This is a genomic window from Acidovorax sp. LjRoot38 (assembly GCF_964252975.1).
Taxonomy (GTDB): Bacteria; Pseudomonadota; Gammaproteobacteria; order Burkholderiales; family Burkholderiaceae_C; genus Acidovorax; species Acidovorax facilis.
Window position 1 is genome coordinate 48,141 of record NZ_CAXUPT020000009.1, and the last position, 19,523, is coordinate 67,663.

At 58.9% G+C, this 19,523-nt stretch carries 16 protein-coding genes; 11 read left to right on the top strand and 5 right to left on the bottom strand.

What is annotated here, in order from left to right:
- Window positions 1–3: 3 nt before the first annotated feature.
- From ACSQ22_RS16990 to ACSQ22_RS17010, 5 genes are all read left to right on the top strand, one after another.
- Window positions 4–786, top strand: a complete 783-nt coding sequence (locus ACSQ22_RS16990; protein WP_121507487.1) for an ABC transporter permease — start codon at window positions 4–6, stop codon at window positions 784–786.
- Window positions 783–1,532, top strand: a complete 750-nt coding sequence (locus ACSQ22_RS16995) for an ABC transporter ATP-binding protein (RefSeq protein WP_436131009.1) — start codon at window positions 783–785, stop codon at window positions 1,530–1,532. Before ACSQ22_RS16990 ends, ACSQ22_RS16995 begins: the two co-directional genes overlap by 4 nt.
- The gene (locus ACSQ22_RS17000; RefSeq protein ID WP_436131010.1) at window positions 1,529–3,829 is read left to right on the top strand and encodes a hypothetical protein; all 2,301 of its coding nucleotides are present in this window, start codon (window positions 1,529–1,531) and stop codon (window positions 3,827–3,829) included. Before ACSQ22_RS16995 ends, ACSQ22_RS17000 begins: the two co-directional genes overlap by 4 nt.
- A 182-nt stretch (window positions 3,830–4,011) precedes the next feature.
- Window positions 4,012–5,469, top strand: coding sequence for a glycosyltransferase (locus ACSQ22_RS17005; RefSeq protein WP_199727034.1), 1,458 nt, complete (start codon window positions 4,012–4,014; stop codon window positions 5,467–5,469).
- Window positions 5,469–6,083: a NeuD/PglB/VioB family sugar acetyltransferase gene (locus ACSQ22_RS17010; protein ID WP_233559430.1), complete on the top strand. Its 615-nt coding sequence runs from the start codon at window positions 5,469–5,471 to the stop codon at window positions 6,081–6,083. The genes ACSQ22_RS17005 and ACSQ22_RS17010 overlap by 1 nt, the downstream gene beginning before the upstream one ends.
- 129 nt (window positions 6,084–6,212) lie before the next feature.
- Here the strand turns inward: ACSQ22_RS17010 and ACSQ22_RS17015 are convergent, their stop codons facing one another.
- Window positions 6,213–7,133, bottom strand: a complete 921-nt coding sequence (locus ACSQ22_RS17015; RefSeq protein ID WP_121507482.1) for a right-handed parallel beta-helix repeat-containing protein — start codon at window positions 7,131–7,133, stop codon at window positions 6,213–6,215.
- 267 nt (window positions 7,134–7,400) lie between these two features.
- On the opposite strand from ACSQ22_RS17015, the gene ACSQ22_RS17020 reads away from it, so the two are divergent.
- Window positions 7,401–7,751 (top strand): DUF2304 domain-containing protein, encoded by a 351-nt coding sequence (locus tag ACSQ22_RS17020; RefSeq protein WP_121508820.1) that lies wholly within the window; start codon window positions 7,401–7,403, stop codon window positions 7,749–7,751.
- A gap of 143 nt (window positions 7,752–7,894) precedes the next feature.
- Here the strand turns inward: ACSQ22_RS17020 and ACSQ22_RS17025 are convergent, their stop codons facing one another.
- From ACSQ22_RS17025 to argC, 3 genes are all read right to left on the bottom strand, one after another.
- The gene (locus tag ACSQ22_RS17025; protein ID WP_121507481.1) at window positions 7,895–9,703 is read right to left on the bottom strand and encodes a glycosyltransferase; all 1,809 of its coding nucleotides are present in this window, start codon (window positions 9,701–9,703) and stop codon (window positions 7,895–7,897) included.
- A 67-nt stretch (window positions 9,704–9,770) separates the two neighbouring features.
- On the bottom strand, window positions 9,771–11,765 hold the full coding sequence (locus ACSQ22_RS17030) for a tetratricopeptide repeat protein (RefSeq protein ID WP_436131011.1): 1,995 nt from the start codon (window positions 11,763–11,765) through the stop codon (window positions 9,771–9,773).
- 191 nt (window positions 11,766–11,956) lie between these two features.
- A complete protein-coding gene (gene argC, locus ACSQ22_RS17035) occupies window positions 11,957–12,907 on the bottom strand; it encodes an N-acetyl-gamma-glutamyl-phosphate reductase (protein WP_436131012.1) in 951 nt (316 codons plus the stop codon).
- A 103-nt stretch (window positions 12,908–13,010) separates the two neighbouring features.
- On the opposite strand from argC, the gene ACSQ22_RS17040 reads away from it, so the two are divergent.
- Window positions 13,011–13,898 carry a LysR family transcriptional regulator gene (locus ACSQ22_RS17040; protein WP_436131013.1) on the top strand — a complete coding sequence of 296 codons (888 nt, stop codon included), beginning with the start codon at window positions 13,011–13,013 and terminating at the stop codon, window positions 13,896–13,898.
- Between the two features lie 153 nt (window positions 13,899–14,051).
- Here the strand turns inward: ACSQ22_RS17040 and ACSQ22_RS17045 are convergent, their stop codons facing one another.
- Window positions 14,052–14,759 carry a TetR/AcrR family transcriptional regulator gene (locus ACSQ22_RS17045; RefSeq protein ID WP_176888401.1) on the bottom strand — a complete coding sequence of 236 codons (708 nt, stop codon included), beginning with the start codon at window positions 14,757–14,759 and terminating at the stop codon, window positions 14,052–14,054.
- A 203-nt stretch (window positions 14,760–14,962) separates the two neighbouring features.
- Between ACSQ22_RS17045 and ACSQ22_RS17050 the strand changes: the two genes are divergently transcribed.
- The 4 genes from ACSQ22_RS17050 to ACSQ22_RS17065 all read left to right on the top strand — a co-directional run bounded on the left by ACSQ22_RS17050 (window position 14,963) and on the right by ACSQ22_RS17065 (window position 19,496).
- Window positions 14,963–15,121, top strand: coding sequence for a hypothetical protein (locus tag ACSQ22_RS17050; RefSeq protein ID WP_436131014.1), 159 nt, complete (start codon window positions 14,963–14,965; stop codon window positions 15,119–15,121).
- Window positions 15,121–16,470: an NAD(P)-dependent oxidoreductase gene (locus ACSQ22_RS17055; protein WP_436131015.1), complete on the top strand. Its 1,350-nt coding sequence runs from the start codon at window positions 15,121–15,123 to the stop codon at window positions 16,468–16,470. Before ACSQ22_RS17050 ends, ACSQ22_RS17055 begins: the two co-directional genes overlap by 1 nt.
- A gap of 33 nt (window positions 16,471–16,503) precedes the next feature.
- Window positions 16,504–17,817, top strand: coding sequence for an NAD-dependent dihydropyrimidine dehydrogenase subunit PreA (preA, locus tag ACSQ22_RS17060; protein ID WP_436131016.1), 1,314 nt, complete (start codon window positions 16,504–16,506; stop codon window positions 17,815–17,817).
- A gap of 221 nt (window positions 17,818–18,038) precedes the next feature.
- Window positions 18,039–19,496 (top strand): NCS1 family nucleobase:cation symporter-1, encoded by a 1,458-nt coding sequence (locus ACSQ22_RS17065; RefSeq protein WP_121507475.1) that lies wholly within the window; start codon window positions 18,039–18,041, stop codon window positions 19,494–19,496.
- Window positions 19,497–19,523 lie beyond the last annotated feature (27 nt).

The window sequence follows — 19,523 nt, forward strand, 5'->3', positions numbered from 1 at the left end:
TTAATGAATCGATACTGGAAAGGGATATGGCAATCCCGCTATTTTTGGACCCATCTCGCTCTGGCTGACCTGCGCTCGCGTTGGCGGCGTTCCTTCTTTGGGGCCTTGTGGTCAATTATTCAACCCCTCGGCATGACGGCGTTACTGGCGGTGGTGTTCAGCCAAATGTTCAAGTCAGACATCACAACTTATGCCCCTTACATTCTCTCTGGCTTGATTGTGTGGGAATTTGTTGTTGCCAACGTTACGGGGGGAGCCCTATCGTTCGTTCAGGCAGATGCATATATCAAGCAGTGTAAACACCCATTGGCCATATATACCCTCCGCACCGTTTTAGGGAGCCTGGCTGTTCTGATGTTGGCAAGCGTTGCTCTGTTTGGATGGTCGCTGGTTGTGCTTCCGCAGAACTTCGGCTGGAGTTGGTTGGCGACGCTCACCATCTTCCCTGTTTTGGGTCTGATCGCGTGGCCCTTGGCTACGACCTTGGCGTATATTGGTGTGCGCTTTCGGGACGTGCCCCACGCTATGGGGCTATTGATGCAGGCCTTGTGGTTTATATCGCCGGTCTATTTTGAAGCCAAAATGTTTAGGCAAGGGGGGATGGGTTTTCTGGTGGACTTCAATCCCATTTACCACGTGCTCCAGTTGGTTAGAGCGCCGTTGCTGGAGGGGGCATGGCCTACCGTCGAAAACTACAGCTATTCCTTTGCAATAGCTCTGGTGTTTGGTCTTTTCGCCTGGTTGGTGGGGCGGAAGGCTGAGAGCAAGGTTATCTTTTATTTATGAACCAGCCTGAAATCAATCTTCAAGCAGTCAATCTGCATTATGCATCGGTTGCGTTCAAAGAGCGTTCGCTTAAATCTTTATTATCACGACCGTTTGGGAAAAGTGGTGCACGTGAGATCAAAGATGTTCATGCGCTCAAGAATATAACTCTTGAAATCAAAGGTGGAGAGCGTGTGGGACTCTTGGGGCACAACGGCGCTGGAAAAAGCACTTTCCTCAAAACCGTTGCCGGTTTGTATCCAGTCTCCAGTGGCCAGGTCAATGTTCGAGGGCAGGTGCGTTCGCTATTTGATTTGAGCTTAGGGTTCGAGCCGGATGCTACCGGTCGTGAAAATATTTTATATCGGGGACTGTTGTTGGGATTAACGCCACGGTTCATGCGTGAAAAACAGGCCGAGATCGTTGAATTCGCAGATCTCCGGGAATTTATAGATTATCCTATTAAGACATATTCTGCAGGCATGCAAGTGCGATTGGCATTTGCTATATCTACTGCGGTTGGTGGGGATATATTATTGCTGGATGAGGTTATTGGTGCGGGGGATGCGAATTTTATGGGTAAAGCGAGACAGAGAATTGCGGAGTTGATTGAGCGCGCAGAAATTCTTCTGCTGGCTTCTCATGATTTTGGCGCCCTTAATAGCCTTTGCCAGAGAGGATTGGTTTTTCACCGTGGTGAGATAGTTTTTGACGGCTCCATTCCCAAGGCGGTAGTCGAGTACAAGAAGGTGAATAATATTCCATGAGGAATGATCAGCCCTTGCGTGTAATGTGGTTGCTTAACCACACGTCAGCACGAAAATTTGAGATTCCAATGCTGAAACGCATTGGCGTGGAGCAGATATTCCAGCCAAAAATATTTCCAGCTGACCCAAGCTTTCGGAGTGCAAATATTGACTTCTCAGAGGATGATAGACTGGCTATATCAGTGCATGATCTGCAGGTTTTAAATGCGGCGGATTGGTATGCGGGAGCAAGCCAAGATGCCTGGGAGATTGCAAATCGACACTTTGATGTTGTTTTCTTGATATTGCATTCAGCGGAGGTTTTGGTATCTGCTGCGAAGTATTTTCGTGGGTCCATCATCTTAAGGGCGTTCGGGACGGAAAAACCAGTCACTTATGAGAAAATAATAGCGCACTACGGAATCGCTTCAACTGTGAGGGGTTTGGGTGGGCGATTCTATTTTGGTGAGGCCTATCCACATCTGGGGGATCAAGAGGCTAAGTATCTTCGTGACAGAAGATGCTATCTCCCTTTGGGTATGGAAAGTGTTGATTATAAGGATAGCTGGGAAGGTGCGCTAAAACAGGTTGTTTTTGTCTGCCCAGATATTGGATTCAATTTTTACTATCGGCAGATATATGAATCGTTTTGCCGAAGTTTTGGGGATCTACCCTATATCGTCGCTGGCGCACAACCGATTCAAGTGGATGACCCGAGGGTTCTCGGCTTCGTGAGCAATGAGCAGCATGCTCATAACATGACTCAAAGCCGCGTCATGTTTTATCACAGCCAAGAATCACATCATATTCATTACCACCCCTTTGAAGCCGTTCGCATCGGCATGCCGCTTGTATTCATGGGGGGCGGTATGTTGGATCGGATGGGCGGCTCGAAGCTTCCGGGGCGTTGCGAAACCATCCGTGAAGCGCGGCTAAAAATTGAACGTATCCTGAATGGCGACCAAGATCTGATCCGGAGCATCCGAGGAAGTCAAACGATGCTTCTGGATGCGATGAATCCAGCGAACTGTGAAGGTGCATGGCAGGCTGGTTTTGCCCGCATCGCCTCAGAACTCGCCCTGGCGCGCGCAGAACAAGCGCGTCGACCCCTCGTGACGAAGCGCAAACGCATTGCGGTGATCTTGCCTGTGGGGTATCGCGGTGGCAGCCTACGAGGCGCGTTGTTGCTAGCCAAGGCGCTGTATATCGGCAGTCGCCAAGCAGGAGAGCCGACAGATGTTGTGTTTCTGCATCTGGACGACCCTGCGGTGTATTCGACAACTGATTTTGATGACTTGGCCGAAGGGGTCCAGCGAAGGCCATATAAGTGGAAGTCCCTGCGAGCTGGCGAGGCGCGCCGTGCCATGCGGTACGCGGGCTTTCCGGAGTGGGAGCCCCTAGTTCAGCAATACCTCGTGCCCGACGACGGAATTCAGCAGCTGCAAGATTGTGACCTTTGGCTTGTCGTCAGCGACCGTTTGTCGAGTCCTTTGCTTCCACTGAAGCCCAATGTGCTCATGGTGTATGACTATTTGCAGCGCTATGAAGCCGTCATGCCGCAGGGCGCGGACTACTTTTTTCTACTGGCTGCTCAGTCTGCTGCGCGCGTGCTTGTGACCACAGACTTCACTTGGCGAGACGCAACCCAATATGCGGGTCTTCAGCCTCGCTTGGTTCGTCGGGTTCCTATGTTGGCGCCTGAGTTTCCCATACGCAGGGCAGCCCACAATAAGGAACGAGGTTCGGGTCGGGGCTACTTTATCTGGACCACCAATGCTTCCCTGCACAAGAATCATGCTCGCGCGGCGCAGGCCTTAGAGATCTACTACGGCGAATTGGGCGGAAAGCTGGATTGCCGCGTTACGGGGGTCAACACCCGGGACATGCTGACCAGTCAGACTCCTCATTTGCGAGAAATGGCCAAGGTCTTTGAACGCAGTGAACTGTTGAAGGCGCGGGTTCAGTGGTGCGGCGAGTTGTTAGACGCCACTTATCGCGAACTCGTGGAAGGGGCCGCGTTCCTATGGCATGCAGGTAATATTGATAACGGAACGTTCAGCGTGATTGAGGCTGCTTGCTTGGGGGTTCCATCGCTGTCCAGCGACTATCCCGCTATGCGTGAGATGGATACGCAGTTTGCACTGAACCTCGCGTGGATGGACGCCAAGTCTCCCCGCGATATGGCGGTTCAGCTTAAGCAAATGGAGTCTGACGCCCCTGGCAGGCGTGCCCACCTGCCTTCACCACAACAACTTGCCGGCCAGAGTGTGGAGGCGCTTGCACGCCAGTACTGGGAAGAGGTGCGCTCGTGCCTGTAAAAGAATACGGAATTTACGTCGCATATCCCCCCACGGTTGATTTGAGGGTGGAAGGTCTAGGTAGATACTTGGCGGCATTTCTCAAAGGGGCGGAGGGGCGCACTGACGTGCGCTTCACGATTGTTTGCCCCAGTTGGTCTCATGATTCATTGGAACAGCTATTCCTGAGCGAGGACGTTCCCATGGATCGCGTGCGCGTCATTGGACCTAAAGGAAAGCCGTACGCGCTCTACGTTTATGAGGCCTGGAAAAGTTACCTGAAACGCGAGCGAGGTTCGAGCTGGCTTCGGCGTCTGTCTCGTGGCATGGATAAAGTAGCCACTAGGGCGCAGATGCGCTTAGAGCGGCGGGGCATCACGGTAAACAGCTTATCCACGCTTTTGATGTTCTGCGTGGAGGCGCTGCCAGTGGGGGCCCTGCTTCTGATGCTGGCTCCCCTGTGGATTCCCATGCTGCTGGTCAATCGCTGGAAACCTCTCCTTCAACGCGGATTTCAGCGGCTGGCTCCCAGAATTGCTGTCAAAAGAGCTCGGCTGAAAGCTTTGCTGGATGAGCCGCAAGGGATAGGACTTGTTCAGCGTCTGTTTGCTGACATGGAGCACTCTGAGTCCCAGCGCATGCAGAAAGTCATTGAGCGGCTGCACGAGGTAACAGCTTGGTACTGCCCTACGGCCTTCTGGCCAGCGTTCAATGAGATCAAGGCCCCAAGGTTGATGTGTGTGCCGGATGTTGTATTGACTGATTTTCCCGTGGGTTTCTCATCGGTCAATGGAAACTACACTCTGCAGGTTTTTGAGAAGGTTCAAGAATCGATTCATTCTGCACACAACTTGGTGACCTACAGTGATGCAGTGAAATGGGGTACGCTGGTGGATCGCTATGGCGTTGATGCGGAAAAAATTTCTGTGATTCATCATGCTGCCAATAAATTGAACCGCTCTGTGGAAATTACAGGGTTTCCCGACACCGAAAAAACGGCAAAGCACCATTGTCAGAAGCTGCTATTCCAAGCACTACTACGTGCCACCAATATTGACTATACCTCTGGACTGGTCAATGGAGAGCTGCAGTTTATATTCTATGCGAGTCAGTTCAGGCCGAATAAAAATATTATTACCCTGCTTCGGGCATATGAGTATCTTTTGCGTAATCGCTATATTTCGCATAAACTGATATTGACTGGGCATCCGCGTTCGGCACCTGAGATACAAGATTTTATTTCTATCAATCGATTAGAGAATGATGTTCTATGCTTGCCCAAGCTCAGTATTGCTGAGTTGGCTGCTTGTTACAAGCTGGCGACATTGGCTGTTAATCCAAGTCTGAGCGAAGGAGGATGTCCCTTTACCTTTACTGAGGCGCTGTCCGTTGACACTCCAGTGGTTATGGCGCGTATACCGGTCACAGAGGAAGTTTTGACAGATCCTCAATTGCAAGAGATTAGTTTTTTTGACCCTTATGATTGGCAGGACTGCGCACGGCGCATTGAATGGGGACTTGCTCATCCGCAGGAGTTGCTAGCACGGCAGCGCATAACCTATGATCAACTTAGCCAGCGTTCCTGGTCTGATGTTGTGAATGAGCACATCGAAGTTCTGGACCGAATTTCCAGGGTAGATCGAATCAAGAATCTGCAATGATGTCTCAAAAACTGATAATTTTCGGATATGGTGGCCATGCGCGTAGTGCAGCCGATTTGGCGCTGGCATGCGGGTACATCAGTTTATTGTTTGTCGACGAAAATGCACGGCCTGGGGAGAGTTTTTTAGGGCATTCCGTAGTTTCGTCTCTGGCGATAGATGATTTTCAGGAATATAGCGCTTTTCCCGCTGCCGGTGACAATAAACGCCGAAGTCAGCAGTGTCTGGCTATTGAGCAGCTGGGTTTGCCTTTGGTTTCCCTTGTTTCTCCGCTCGCCAGTGTGGGGGTTGGAAGTTCCATCGGAGCAGGCTGCTTCGTAGGCCATCATGCGCACATCGGTCCTTTGGCGTCCATAGCCACTGGTTGTATTGTCAATACGGGAGCTGTCGTTGAGCATGAAGCTCAGGTTGGCGAGTATGCCCATATCTCAGTGAATAGCACGATTGCCGGAAGAAGCAGCTTGGGAGCATATTCAATGCTGGGGGCTGGCGCTGTCATCATCGATGGCGTGTCAGTTGCCAGCGGAGTTATGGTGGGTGCGGGAGGCGTGGTGCATCGATCAATAGTCGAGCCAGGCATCTACACAGGTGTTCCGGCTCGAAAGAGCAAGTAGATAGATGAATTGACTTAGGTGGCCTGTGCTGGATGTTTGCGAGAAGTCGGAAAAGCCATCAGCATGATGTGCGGGCACGGCAGCATCACATAAAAAAGGCTCCTTGATGGAGCCTTTTTTATTCGCTGCTTACTGCAGACTCAACGTGCTTGTAGGTGCTCCGTTGCCGCCATAATTTCCAGAATTCCTATTGTTCCCAAAACTCCGGATTTGTCCTCCCGATAATGTTTCTAGGCCCAGTCCGGTGTTGTTAGTAATGGTGCTGGACGAAATGCGAATTGACGATTGCGCACCAAACGAGCGCACACCACTTTGAATATTGCCGTCGGAGACCGAATTTTCGATGCTCATGCTGACAGGGCGCGATACGCTATTCGAAATAAAACCTGCATTGGTATTGGAGCTCACGATCGTATTCACGATGGATACGTCGCTTCCGTCATCAGCCCGGATACCGCGTTGACTTTGGTCGATACGAGTGTCGGAAATAGATACGGTAGCCAATGTGGCCGGACCAGGAACGATCCAGATGCCCCCGCCACCACAGTGGTCACCGAGAAATTTGCGAATGGCGAGATTGCTATCTGCCGGGGTTGTAGGTGCAAAATTGACGCATTGGCCGGTAACTCGGGACACTCTGACATTGTCGAGGATGACTCCCGCCGCGCTCAAGACATTGATGCCGTTGATGCCCGTGCCCGCACCGTCGATGACAACATTGCGAATGACAACATGTGCCGCCGCGTTATTGATGATGATGCCATTTGTCCCGGCAGAGAGTATGCCTCCAGCCTGCCCACCTGCCCCATCAATAGTGATGCTCTTAGTGATTGTGACTGCCCCAAAACCACCTGGGTCAAGTACGTTGATGGCCCCGTTGGTTGCAGTTTTGGAGATTGCACCCGCAAAGGTTTTGCAAGGAGCCGTTCGGCTGCAGGGATTTGCGTCGTCTCCTACCCCAGACACCCACGTACGCGTGGCTTGAGCATGGGCTGCGGACGCGGCCAGAAGAAGGCCGCAGATGAAGATGTAAATGTTGGGTTTGCGCATCGGAACCTCCAGTTGGATATTTGCTATCACTACTCTCTGTAACGCGTGCTGAGCTTACGCTGAATTAACCGCTTTGCAAGTGATGTTGGTACCAGTTGGTGTCCTAACGATCTAGCGGCCTGAAGGAGGGAAACGGTTTGTGGGCGAACGTTAAAATCCATCGCTCCGTTCAGAGGTTTGGATGCCTAGGTGACGGGGCGCATTGCGAATGTGGCCGGCGGACGCACAGGCGTCTGCATGCAACTGGTCTTCTTACAACTCTCAATCATGGCGCCACTTCAAATCACGACCACCTTGCTGGGCATCGGCCTTGCCGCCGTCATTCTGCTGCTCGTCCGGCGTGATCACCTCTACCTTCTGCACGGCCTGTTCTGGATCTTGGTCGCGGGGGCTGCGGCCGTCTTGGGAGTCTGGCCGGGTCTGATTGATCGTCTCGCGGTGGTGGTGGGCATCAGTTACCCGCCCGCTCTGCTTTTGCTGGTGGCTGTGGTGATCGTCCTCGTCAAGACGCTGCACACCGACATCGTCAATACCCGGGTGGAAAGAGATGTGAGGCGCCTCAATCAGCGGCTGGCCATATTGGAGGCAGATAACGCTGCTTTGCGAGAACTCCGGTAGCGTTAGTTGTCGCCGAAAGCAGGCATCGGAGGGGCGTTGCTTGCGGTCCCCCGCTTAGTTAGGGAGCTAGCTTAGATAAACCGATGCCAAGGGGTGATGGTGGGCGAGTTTCCACGCCTTGGCCAATGAAACGCTGCTGAGAATCAAGGAGCAGCGCGACGGCTTGCTCGGCGCACTTGCCACCGCGCAAGGCATAGCAGCGTGGTGGCCGCCATGTACTTGGCCACACTGAACCATGAGTTGAAAATTCGCGACTTGCCAACCGCGCGCAGATTCATGGAAACGGGCACTTCGACAATACGCAAGCCGGCGCGGCGCACCAGTAGCAGGGCGCCCAGGTCCTGATAGTCCAGCAAGGTGGCTTCACGCGATGCGAGTACCTGCATGGCTTCGGCGTTGTAGAGCCTGAATCCCGAGGTGAGGTCGCGCAAGTCAAAACCTGCCAGGTGGCGAAACCAGTTCCAGGCCAGTTGCCGCGTGCGACTGGCGCGCTCTGGGTAGGCTCCTATCACCAGGTCGGCCTGATCCCGCGCTCGCAGCAAAACAGGAATCTCGTTGACCTCATGCTGGCCATCGGCATCCATGGTGATGACTGCTTGGTAGCCATGCAGCAACGCATAGCGAATCCCCGCTTGCATACCACCCCATGCGCCCATGGGGAGCACAGGATTCAGCACGCGGGCACCTGCCGCGCTGGCAATGGCTGCCGTATCGTCCGTGCTCTGGTCATTGATGACCAGCACATCGTGCCAGCCCTGCGCATGCAGATGCTGCAGCACGCTGCCGATGGTGCCGGCTTCGTTGCGCGCGGGGATTACCACCAGGAGGTCCTTGCCCCGAGCCGGTTTTTCCGCCTCTGGGGTCACCAGCTTATAGCTGGTGGCGAGCGCTTTTGCGCAGGCGGCAATCGAGAAATATTCAAGCAAGGCACGCTGTCCCGCCGCACCAAATGCCGCGCGTTGTTCGGGCAGGTCTTGCAAGTGCTGGAACGCCGCCCGCCAGCCCGAAATACCGTCTTCCGGGGGAACGCGCAAGCCAGCATCGGCCTTTGAGACGACCCAGGGCATGCCGGATCCGGGCAGGTCGCTCACGATGCAAGGCCGGGCATGGTGCATGGCTTCTAGCAGCACCATTCCGAAGGCCTCGGTCCGTTCGCACGAAGCAAGGCAGAAAACGTCACAACTCTGAAGCAGGGCATGTTTCTCGTTGTCACCCACGTTCCCCAAAAGGCGCACATTGGGCGGCTCGCCGGACCGGGTTTGGGTTGCAATGAGGGTCTCCAGCTCTTGGCGGGACTCGCCTTCTCCAATGATCAGCAGTTCCAGCCCTGGCTGGCCCGTCACAGCGCGGACCAGTGTCTCAAAACCTTTGTAGTAGGTGAGGCGCCCGATCGACAACAGGCGCAGTGCGCCGCCATCTTCGGCTGACCAGCTTTTCAGCGGTTCGGTGTCGTCGGGTGGTGCCGGGTTCGTGCAATCCAGGCCCAGGGGAACTACATCGCATTTGTCCCGCCATGTTCGAAGCGGCTCGCTGGCTTCCAGGTACGGCGTGGATGTGGCAATGACCCGCGCCGCCTGGCTGAGTACGGCTTGTTCAAAAGGCCTGTAAAGGCGGTAGGCGATGGCAACTGCCGTGCGGATGCGTGATACCACCACGTCGGAATGCCAGTGCACCACCCACGGAATGTCGCGCGCCTGCGCCAGGGTGAGCGCCCAGAAAACAGAGTTGTTGGGCATGTGCAGGTGCAGCACATCAGGCTGGATGCGCTGAATGGCCTGTGCCAGGGCTCTTCGAAATCCCAGTGCGATGGGTGCGTAGATCACGCTGAACTGCACAGGCACCCGCTGCAACCAGACGGGATCATCGGGCAGGGGATCGCCGTGCACCAATGCATGGACATCCAGGCCCTGGCGCCGCTGCTCTTGAATCAGGTCGGCAAGAAACACTTCCATCCCCCCTCGGTGTGGGGGATAAAACTTGCCAATGTGTAATACGCGCAAAGTCACAGCCTGCCTGTCGCTACTTCTTTGGGGCAGCGATGATGGCGCGCATCTGGTTGTACTGCGGGTTCCTAGGGTCCAGCTTGATGGCCTGATCGATGTCGCTCAAGCTTGCTGCCTGATGGCCCGCCCGGTGGTGGGCGATGGCGCGGCCGTAGTAGACCGGGGCGCCGGGGTTGGTGGCAATGAGTTGATCAAACACCTCAATGGCTGCCTTGGTTTCGCCTTTGCCCACCCGTGCCATGCCAAGGCCGAGCAGCAGGCGCGGATCTTTGGGGTTTGTCTGCAGCAGCACCTTAAACCCGCTGATGGCCTCGTCATACCTTTGCAGGGCCATCGCGGTCTCCACCAGTCGTATGCGCACTGTGGGTACCGTACTCTGCAGTTGAGGATCTTTTTCAGCCTTGACCACGGCAGTGTGGAAGCTCTCCAGCGCGGGTGCAAGTTGCCCCAGCGCTGCTTGGGATTCGCCTCGGTGGTAATACAGGGCGGGCTCTGCGTACCCCTGCGCCTCTGCCGCGGCAAAAGCCTGAAGTGCTTCCGCGTGCTTTTTCTTGAGCTGCAGAACCACGCCCGCGTTAAAGCGTGCACTGCGTCCCAGTTCGCCCAGGTCTCCAAGGGCTGCCGCAGTAGACAGGTTCCACTGCGCTTGGTCTGTCATGCCTTTGCGCAGGTAGTAGGCCCCCAGATTCAGAAAAGGGCGGCTGCGCCCAACGGCATTGGCGGGGGCTTTGACATCAATCTTCTCGGCGGCATCGGTCCATGCGGCGACTTCGTCGCTCAAAGAAAGGTTGCGCTCCAAGGCCAGCGCCCCAAACACCAACCCCAGCACAGCGCCCAAGGCATAGATTGCTTTGGGCTTGAAACCGGTGAGCACAATCGCCAGCAAGCCAGGAAGCGCCACTGCCCACAGGTAGCTGCGATAAAGCACAAAAGGGTCCTGCACCCAGACGGTGATGAACTCCGTGGCAAACCACAAAAGTGGAAAAAGAAGGAGTACGGCAGCAAGACTCAATGCGCCTGTGCGACGAAGCAGCAGCCACGCGGCCCCTGCAAAGAGCGCCAGATATGCCACCGCGCCAGCCAAGTGCCAGGACGATGCAAAGCCCAGCGGAAAGGCGGGACGCAGGTCGATAGACATCCAGCCAACATAGGGCACGATCCAGAGCAGCCCGTATGCAAAGAAGAGCCCTGCTTGATTCAGGATGCTCAGGGGAAAAATCTGCTGCGTAATGCCCGGGCGAAGCGCTTCGAGCTGCTGCGCAAAGGCCACAGATTGCGCATCAAAGAGCTGACCAATCAAGTCGCCGCGAAAGTGCAGCAGTGCGGCAGTGGCCACGCCCATCAGCAAAAGTGCAGCACCCAACACGACGGCAATGCTCTTCCAGCTGGGGCGCCGTATGTGGATGTAGATAGGAATGGTCAGGGCGGCGGTCATCACAGCATGCTCTTTGGACAACATGGCCAGCAGATAGGCCAGCAGTGCGCCTGCGTACCAGACCATTCGCTTGGTTTGCAGCCCACGCACAAAGGCCCAGCATGCGAGCACGGCAAACAGGGTTGCCATGAGGATGGATCGTTGGATCAGGTAGCCCACCGCGTAAACCGCCATGGGGTGGAGTGCAAACAATGCCACCCCAACCTGCAATGCAGCCCTTTGCGATGCGGCAAAGTGCGCCTGGTCCTCCATGTCCTGCGGGAAACGGGTGCTGGCCATCAGCGCTTTGAAGAACGCATACATGGCAGCCACCACACCCAGGTGCAAGGCAATGTTGACGATGCGTTGCTTCCACCAGCCAGCGCCTGCGATCTGGTCCACCCAGACGAAGCTGCCGTACGAGACCATGCGCGCCTTGAGGTCGAGCAGGCTGCCATAGCCACTAAAGATGGAGCCTTCCGTGAGCCGTATGTCGTCAAACAGCAGCTCGTTGTTCAGTCCTGGCACATACACGCCCAGTACAGCCAATACCAAAACCAGGGCGAAAAAGTAGGGGGCTTTGCCGGATTGGGCCATGGAAGGGCGTTTGGAGGAGGGCCAGAGCCCAGGTGGGACGGTAGACCGAACCAGTTTAGCAGACCAAAAAACGTCTCAAATCGTGAAAAATGTCGCAGAAGAGAGCCGTTAGATGGAGCGCGCTGCGGTGGTTTGTAGTGCCGGCCGCTTTGGGCGTGACCGCATATGTCTGTCTTGTCTCCGGAGGGCGGTTACGGTTGGGATTTCTGTGGGCCCCGTCCGATCATCAAATCCAGGTTCTGAACAGCCGCCCCTGATGCCCCCTTGCCCAGGTTGTCGAACACGGCAGTCAGCAGCACCTGGCCATGGCGGGCGTTGCTGAAAACGCCCAACTGCAGCTGGTTGGTGCCGTTGAGGGCCTGCGGGTCCAGGTGCTGGGTGTCTTGCGCTTGCGCCAGGCCCAGGACTTCAACATGGTCCGCACCGAGAAAGTGCTGGGCCAGGCAAGCGTGCAAACGCTCACCGGTGGTGCCTGCGGGCAGCTGGCGCAGATGCAGCGCAATGGTGAGCGCAATCCCCTGGCGGAACGAACCATAGGCCGGAAGAAAAAACGGGCGTTGCGACAGCCCGGCATGCAGGGCGATTTCCGGGGTGTGTTTGTGTTCCAGACCCAGGCCGTAGAGCTGGAAGGCCGGGGCATTGGCTGCGTTGGGGCCTTCATGTTCGTCCACGCGAGCCCGTCCGCCGCCCGAATACCCCGACACCGCGTGGATGGTGGTGGGAAGGTCAGCGGGCACGAGCCCCGCCTGCACCAGGGGCCGCAGCAGGGCGATGGCGCCCGTGGGGTAGCAGCCTGGGTTGCTGACCCGCTTGGCGCCAGCAATGCGCGCGGCCTGGGCAGCGCCCATCTCTGGAAAGCCATACACCCACTGCGGGTCCGTGCGGTGCGCCGAGCTGGCGTCGATCACGCGCACGGCGGGGTTGACGATGGAGGCGGCTGCTTCGCGGGCAGGGGCATCGGGCAGGCACAGGATGGCGATATCGCAGCTGTTGATGGCCTCGGCGCGGCGGGTGGCGTTCTTGCGTTCGGCCGCGGGCAGGGTCAGCAGCTGCAGATCCGTGCGGCCACGCAGGCGTTCGTGGATCTGCAAACCGGTGGTGCCTTGGTCGCCATCGATGAAGACAAGGGGTGGGGTGGTCATGGGGCGGGTTCCTGCAATGGGGGGGGATGTGGAATCTTCGGTCCCGGTCTAAACTTTGAAAAATTGAATTTCACAAACATCAGGATCAGGTTTACTGAACGTCATGCGCGAACTCAATCTCGACCGGCTGCGCACCCTGGTCACCATTGCCGACCTGGGCTCCTTCGCAGAAGCCGCGCGCACGCTGCACCTGGCGCCGCCCACGGTGAGCCTGCACATCGCGGACCTGGAGGCCCACATCGGTGCGCCATTGCTGGTGCGCAAGCGGGGCGAGGTGCGTCCGTCCGCCGTGGGTGAGGTGCTGGTCGAACGTGCCCGGCGCTTGCTGGCGGACGCGGATGAAGCGATGGACCTGGTGCAACGCCAGGTGCAGGGGCTGGCGGGGCGTGTGCGCCTGGGCGCCTCCACGGGGGCCATTGCGCACCTGCTGCCCCAGGCCCTGGAGGCGCTGGGCCAGCACCACCCCGGCATCGACGTGCAGGTGGCCGTGCTCACTTCGCACGAAACCATGTCGCTGCTGGCCAATGGTGTGCTGGATGTGGGCCTGGTGGCCCTGCCACAGGCAGCCCTGCGCGGTGTGGCGGTGCTGCCGTGGCGGCGCGACCCAGTCATGGCGTTTGTGCCGTCCACCTGGCCTTCGCCCGCGCGGGTCACTCCCGGCTGGCTGGCGAGCCAGCCGCTGATCCTCAACGACGATGGCACCAGCCTGTCACGGCTGACGGGCGAGTGGTTTGCGCAAGCCGGCGAACACCCCAAGGCGCGAATCCAGCTGAACTACAACGACGCCATCAAAAGCCTGGTGGCGGCAGGCTATGGTGCAACGCTGCTGCCGCAAGAGGCTTCCACCTCCGTGCCACGGGACCCTCGCATCCGCATGCTGCCGCTGCAGCCCCGCCTGTGGCGGCCGCTGGGTATCGCGCACCGTGCAGGGCCAGTCGAGCGGGCCACCCAGCATGTGCTGGATGTGCTGTGGCAGCAAAAGCAGGGGTAGGGCAGTGGCAAGGCGGGGGCGGTACCGCCCATGCCCGTCGTGTTGCTCACCATGCGGCGCAAGATCGGATGCGCAAATTACAGATAAAAATCGGCTCTAGCGCTTATCTATAAGGCGCAATTAGCTATCAATATAGTAGCGTTGGTGGCTGCTTCAGAGGGGGTTCTCGGGCGCCAGCGCGCTGAGCACCATGCGCACGATCAGCTCCTCGGCCTTTTCGTAGTCGCGTTCTGTCAGTGCCGGTTTGCCCAGCAGCAGGGCGAACTGGGCCTCCTGCTCCGCATAGGCCTGCGTGACCGACCAGATGATGAACATCAGGTGCGTGAAGTTGACCTTGGCGATGCGGCCTTCTCGGGCCCAGCGTTCGAAGGTGCGCACCTCGGTCTTGAGCAGCGGCGCCACGCGCTCGATGATGGCGTTGCCATAACGTGGTGCACCGGCAATCACCTCTTTGGTGAAGACCTTGGCGCCCTGGGGGCGCGTGCGCGAATACTGCAGCTTGGCGCGGATATAGCGCCGCAGCGCCTGCTGGGGGTCGTCGCTGTGCGACAAGTCTTCCATCCCGGCCAGCCACTGGGTGAGCACGTCGTCGAGCACGCGCTGGTAAAGCGCCTCTTTGCTCGGAAAGTAATACAGCAGGTTGTGGCGGCTGATGCCGATGGCGGCAGCGATGTTTTCCAGCGAGGCGCCCTCAAAGCCGAACTGCGCAAAGTGGTTCTCGGCCTCAGTGAGGATGCCCTGTTCCTTGAGCAAGCGCGAGGCGGTGGGCGCGCGGGGCGTTGTCTCGTCGCTGGAGGTGGCGCGCGTTGTCCTGGGAGCGCGGGGGGCGGTGTCTGCGGGGGACGGGCGGGCGTCGGTCATCGCACCATTGTGGAACAAGCCAGGGGCCAAAAACTGGCATTTCGCTGGCGTGAGACGGGGATTTGTGGCGATTTGGCTGGCACGGGGTTTGCTCTAGGGATTTTACCAATTGGTAAATTTTTACGGGTTGGTAAATTGACCCACCACACAGGGCACCGCTGCGCCAAAGCCGCGGGCACCTGAATCCTACAGCGAGGCCCACGATGAAACCTCCGAAGTTTGCAAGCACAGGCACCTGCGCCTGCGCTGCATTGGCTGGCCCCAGCCGCATGCGCAGCCAGCGCTGCGTGGCACGGGCGCGTTGGAGCGCCTGCATGGCCTGCGCCCAGACCCCCACCCTCACCCTCTCGGAGGAAACCTGATGGACACACCCGCAAGCCGTGCCTGCGGCATTCATGCCGCACGCCTGAACCTGGCCGACTACGCCTCCAACTTCAGCGACGCGCACCCGCCGCTCACCCGCCCCCAGGCCCTGATCGAGGCCGAACGCTGCTACTACTGCCACGACGCCCCCTGCGCCACGGCCTGCCCCACGGGCATCGACATCCCCTCGTTCATCCACCGCATTGCGCAGGACAACAACCGGGGTGCTGCCCGTGCCATCTTGGAGGCCAACCCGCTGGGCGGAATGTGCGCCCGCGTGTGCCCCACCGAAGTGCTGTGCGAGCAGGCCTGCGTGCGCAACACCAACGAAGACAAGCCGGTGGAGATCGGCTCGCTGCAGCGCTATGCGACTGACGCATTTTTTGAAAAACCCGGTGCACCCCTGTTCCAGCGCGCAGCCGCCGCCGGCAAGCGCGTGGCCGTGGTGGGCGCAGGGCCGGCGGGCCTGGCCTGCGCGCATGGCCTGGCTGTGCGCGGCCATGACGTGGTGCTGTTCGAGGCACGCCCAAAGCTGGGCGGCCTCAATGAATACGGCCTCGCCAGCTACAAAACCACCAACAACTTTGCGCAGAAGGAGGTGGAGTGGTTGCTGTCCATCGGCGGCATCGAGGTGCGCACGGGCCAGCAGCTGGGCCGTGACATCACGCTCGACAGCCTGCTGGGCGCGTACGACGCGGTGTTCCTGGGCCTGGGCCTGCAGGGGGTGAACGCGCTGGGCGTGGCCGAGCCCACGGCCACAGGCCTGCGCAATGCGGTGGACTTCATCGCCGAGCTGCGCCAGAGCACCGACCTCTCGACCCTGCCCGTGGGCCGCCGGGTGGTGGTGATTGGTGGCGGCATGACAGCGGTGGATGCCGCCGTGCAGTCGCGCAAGCTGGGCGCCGAAGAAGTAACCATCGTCTACCGCCGGGGCGCAGAGGCCATGTCGGCATCGGCCGTGGAACAGCAATGGGCGCAGACGAACGGCGTGACCATCCGCCACTGGGCCGCACCGAAAGAGGTGCTGAGCGAAAACGGTGCAGTGAAGGGTGTGCGTTTTGCCGCCACGGCGCTGAGCGGCGGCAAGCTGGTGGAAACCGGCGAGACCTTCACGCTCGATGCCGACATGGTGCTCAAGGCCATCGGCCAGACCTTTGTGGCCGAGCCTGTGGGCAAAAGCATTGCGCTGGAGGGCGGGCGCATCGCCACCGATGCCGAAGGCCAGACCAGCCTGGCGCGTGTGTGGGCCGGTGGCGACTGCCGCGTGGGCGGCCGCGACCTCACAGTGGAAGCGGTGGAGCACGGCAAGGTCGCCGCTGTCTCCATCCACGCCGCACTGATGGCCTGAACCCCTTCCACCAAGTTTTCACGGGAGCAACCCATGGCAGACATTCGCAGCAATTTCCTGGGCATCCAGAGCCCCAACCCCTTCTGGCTCGCCTCCGCACCACCCACCGACAAAGAGATCAACGTCACCCGCGCCTTCGAGGCAGGCTGGGGCGGCGTGGTGTGGAAGACGCTTGGCGAAGACCCACCGGTGGTCAATGTCAACGGCCCGCGTTACTCCACGCTGATGTCGCAAGACCGCCGTGTGATCGGCCTGAACAACATCGAGCTGATCACTGACCGGCCGCTGCACACCAACCTCGAAGAGATCAAGCGCGTCAAACGCAACTGGCCGGATCGCGCCATGATCGTCTCGCTGATGGTGCCGTGCGAGGAGCAGAGCTGGAAGAGCATCCTGCCGCTCGTGGAAGACACCGGCGCCGATGGCATTGAACTCAACTTCGGCTGCCCCCACGGCATGAGCGAGCGCGGCATGGGCGCGGCCGTGGGCCAGGTGCCTGAGTACATCCAGATGGTCACGGCCTGGTGCAAACACTACAGCAAGCTGCCCGTGATCGTGAAGCTCACGCCCAATATCACCGACGTGCGCCAGCCCGCACGTGCGGCCAAGGCGGGCGGGGCGGATGCCGTGTCGCTCATCAACACCATCAACTCCATCATGGGTGTGGACCTGGACCGCATGGTGATGAGCCCGAGCACCGACGGCTGGGGTTCGCACGGCGGCTACTGCGGCCCGGCCGTCAAGCCCATTGCGCTGAACATGGTGGCCGAGATCGCGCGTGACGCGCAGACGGCGAGCCTGCCCATCAGCGGCATTGGCGGCATCACCACCTGGCGCGATGCGGCCGAATACATTGCGCTGGGCTGCGGCACGGTGCAGGTGTGCACGGCGGCCATGGTGTACGGCTTCAAGATCGTGCAGGACATGTGCGACGGCCTGTCCAACTTCATGGACGAGCACGGCTACGCCACGCTCGACGACTTCAAAGGCCAGGCCGTGCCCACGGTCAAGGACTGGAAGAACCTCAACCTCAACCACATTGAAAAAGCCGTCATCAACCAGGACGCCTGCATCCAGTGCGGCCGCTGCCATGTGGTGTGCGAAGACACCTCGCACCAGGCCATCACCTTCACCAAAGAGGGTGGCGTGCGCAAGTTCGAGATCAACGAGGCCGAATGCGTGGGCTGCAACCTCTGTGTGTCGATCTGCCCCGTGCCTGAGTGCATCACCATGCGTGCGCTGGAGCCGGGCGAAGTTGATGTGCGCACAGGCAAGAATGTGACGGGCGAATACGCCAACTGGACCACGCACCCCAACAACCCGCAGCGCGTGTCTGCCGCAGCTTGATATGTGCCCCTGCGAGCGTGTGCCACAGACCCTGCAAGGCGTTGTGACAGCACCCGTTGTGGTGCTGATTTGCAACGCATGCTGCACTGCATCTGGTGCAGTTCTTGCGTGATCTCTAGCATCGCTCGCTTCCCTTTGCCCGCCATCTGCCAGCGTGAGGGCGCTGAAACAGACGGCGGGTTGTGTGCAACCCCAACGACGTCTTTGACAGGAGTACAGGCATGACCAACAGTACCGGCAGCGCTGCCCACGTGGCGGGGCTAATGCCCGGCGGAGCCTCCAACACGCTCGCCAATGAAGATCTGCTCCCCACCACCGCCGCGCAGCGACACTGGACCTGGAAAGACTTCGCCGCACTTTGGGTGGGCATGGTCGTGTGTGTGCCCACCTACACCATGGCCAGCTCCATGCTGGACCAGGGTTTCACCTGGCAGATGGCGGTGTGGCTGGTGTTCCTGGCCAACTGCATCGTGCTCGTGCCCATGGTGCTGATCGGCCGCGTGGGGCCCAAATATGGTGTGCCGTTCCCCGTGCTGGCACGTGCTTCGTTCGGCGTCAAAGGCGCCAACCTGCCCGCTGTGCTGCGGGGCCTGGTGGCGTGTGGCTGGTTCTCCATCAACTGCTATTTCGGCGCGCTGGCGCTGCATGGCTTCCTGAACATCCTGGGCATGGGGCTCGCGGGCCCGGCCGAGGGGCAGACCATCAGCACCTCGCAGTTCATGTGTTTCCTCGCGTTCTGGGCAGTGCACATCTACTTCATCTGGAAGGGCCCAGAGTCCATCCGCAAGCTCGAAGTGATCGCCGCGCCGCTGATGATCATTGCGTCCATCGTGCTCGTCGTGGTGCTGATGATGAAGGTGCCTTCGGGCCAGCTTTTCAACCTGCCTGCCAAGGTGGTCGAGGGTGGCCCCAAGACCTGGGCGGCGCTGACGGGCCTGGTCGGCTTCTGGGCTACGCTTGCGCTCAACATCCCGGACTTCACGCGCTTTGCCAAGTCGCAAAAGGACCAGGTCATGGGCCAAGCCATCGGCCTGCCGATTCCCATGGCACTGTTCTCCATGGTGGGTGTGATTGGTTTCTCGGCATCGGCCATCCTGTATGGCAAGGCACAGTTGTTCCCCGACGGCCTGCTCACGCAAATGGGCAGCGTGGCTGCGGGCGTGGGCCTGCTGGTGATCCTGCTGGCCAACCTGACCACCAACGTGGCCGCCAACCTCGTGTCGCCTTCGTACGACTTCAGCCAGGTCGCACCGTCCAAGATCAGCTTCCGCATGGGTGGCCTGATTGCCGCGCTGATTGGTCTGGTGTTCATGCCCTGGAAGCTGCTGGCCACCTCGGGCGGCTACCTGTTCACCTGGCTGGGCGGCTACGGCACGCTGCTGGGCGCCATCGCGGGCATCCTGCTGGTGGACTACTACCTCGTGCGCAAGAGCGAGCTGAAGGTGGACGACCTGTACCGCCGTGGCGGCGAATACGAGTACAGCAATGGCTGGAACGTGCAGGCGCTGATCGCCTTTGCGCTGGGCGTGCTGCCCTGCCTGCCGGGCTACCTGGCTGTGTCGGGCGTGATCGACAAGGCGGCTGTGCCCGGCCTGCTGCTCGCGCTGTTTGACTTTGGCTGGTTTTTCAGCCTGGCCGTGGCCGGCACCTACTACTACCTGACTGCCAAGAAGAAGTGACCCCTTGGCCCTGCCTGGGCCTGGTGC

Coding starts and splice junctions, on each gene's coding strand:
- preA (WP_436131016.1), top strand. CDS start 16,504: ATGGCAGACATTCGCAGCAATTTCCTGGGCATCCAGAGCCCCAACCCC.
- ACSQ22_RS16995 (WP_436131009.1), top strand. CDS start 783: ATGAACCAGCCTGAAATCAATCTTCAAGCAGTCAATCTGCATTATGCA.
- ACSQ22_RS17000 (WP_436131010.1), top strand. CDS start 1,529: ATGAGGAATGATCAGCCCTTGCGTGTAATGTGGTTGCTTAACCACACG.
- ACSQ22_RS17030 (WP_436131011.1), bottom strand. CDS start 11,765: ATGGCCCAATCCGGCAAAGCCCCCTACTTTTTCGCCCTGGTTTTGGTA.
- ACSQ22_RS17055 (WP_436131015.1), top strand. CDS start 15,121: ATGGACACACCCGCAAGCCGTGCCTGCGGCATTCATGCCGCACGCCTG.
- ACSQ22_RS17005 (WP_199727034.1), top strand. CDS start 4,012: ATGGATCGCGTGCGCGTCATTGGACCTAAAGGAAAGCCGTACGCGCTC.
- ACSQ22_RS17015 (WP_121507482.1), bottom strand. CDS start 7,133: ATGCGCAAACCCAACATTTACATCTTCATCTGCGGCCTTCTTCTGGCC.
- argC (WP_436131012.1), bottom strand. CDS start 12,907: ATGACCACCCCACCCCTTGTCTTCATCGATGGCGACCAAGGCACCACC.
- ACSQ22_RS17010 (WP_233559430.1), top strand. CDS start 5,469: ATGTCTCAAAAACTGATAATTTTCGGATATGGTGGCCATGCGCGTAGT.
- ACSQ22_RS17065 (WP_121507475.1), top strand. CDS start 18,039: ATGACCAACAGTACCGGCAGCGCTGCCCACGTGGCGGGGCTAATGCCC.
- ACSQ22_RS17050 (WP_436131014.1), top strand. CDS start 14,963: ATGAAACCTCCGAAGTTTGCAAGCACAGGCACCTGCGCCTGCGCTGCA.
- ACSQ22_RS16990 (WP_121507487.1), top strand. CDS start 4: ATGAATCGATACTGGAAAGGGATATGGCAATCCCGCTATTTTTGGACC.
- ACSQ22_RS17025 (WP_121507481.1), bottom strand. CDS start 9,703: ATGGAAGTGTTTCTTGCCGACCTGATTCAAGAGCAGCGGCGCCAGGGC.
- ACSQ22_RS17040 (WP_436131013.1), top strand. CDS start 13,011: ATGCGCGAACTCAATCTCGACCGGCTGCGCACCCTGGTCACCATTGCC.
- ACSQ22_RS17020 (WP_121508820.1), top strand. CDS start 7,401: ATGGCGCCACTTCAAATCACGACCACCTTGCTGGGCATCGGCCTTGCC.
- ACSQ22_RS17045 (WP_176888401.1), bottom strand. CDS start 14,759: ATGACCGACGCCCGCCCGTCCCCCGCAGACACCGCCCCCCGCGCTCCC.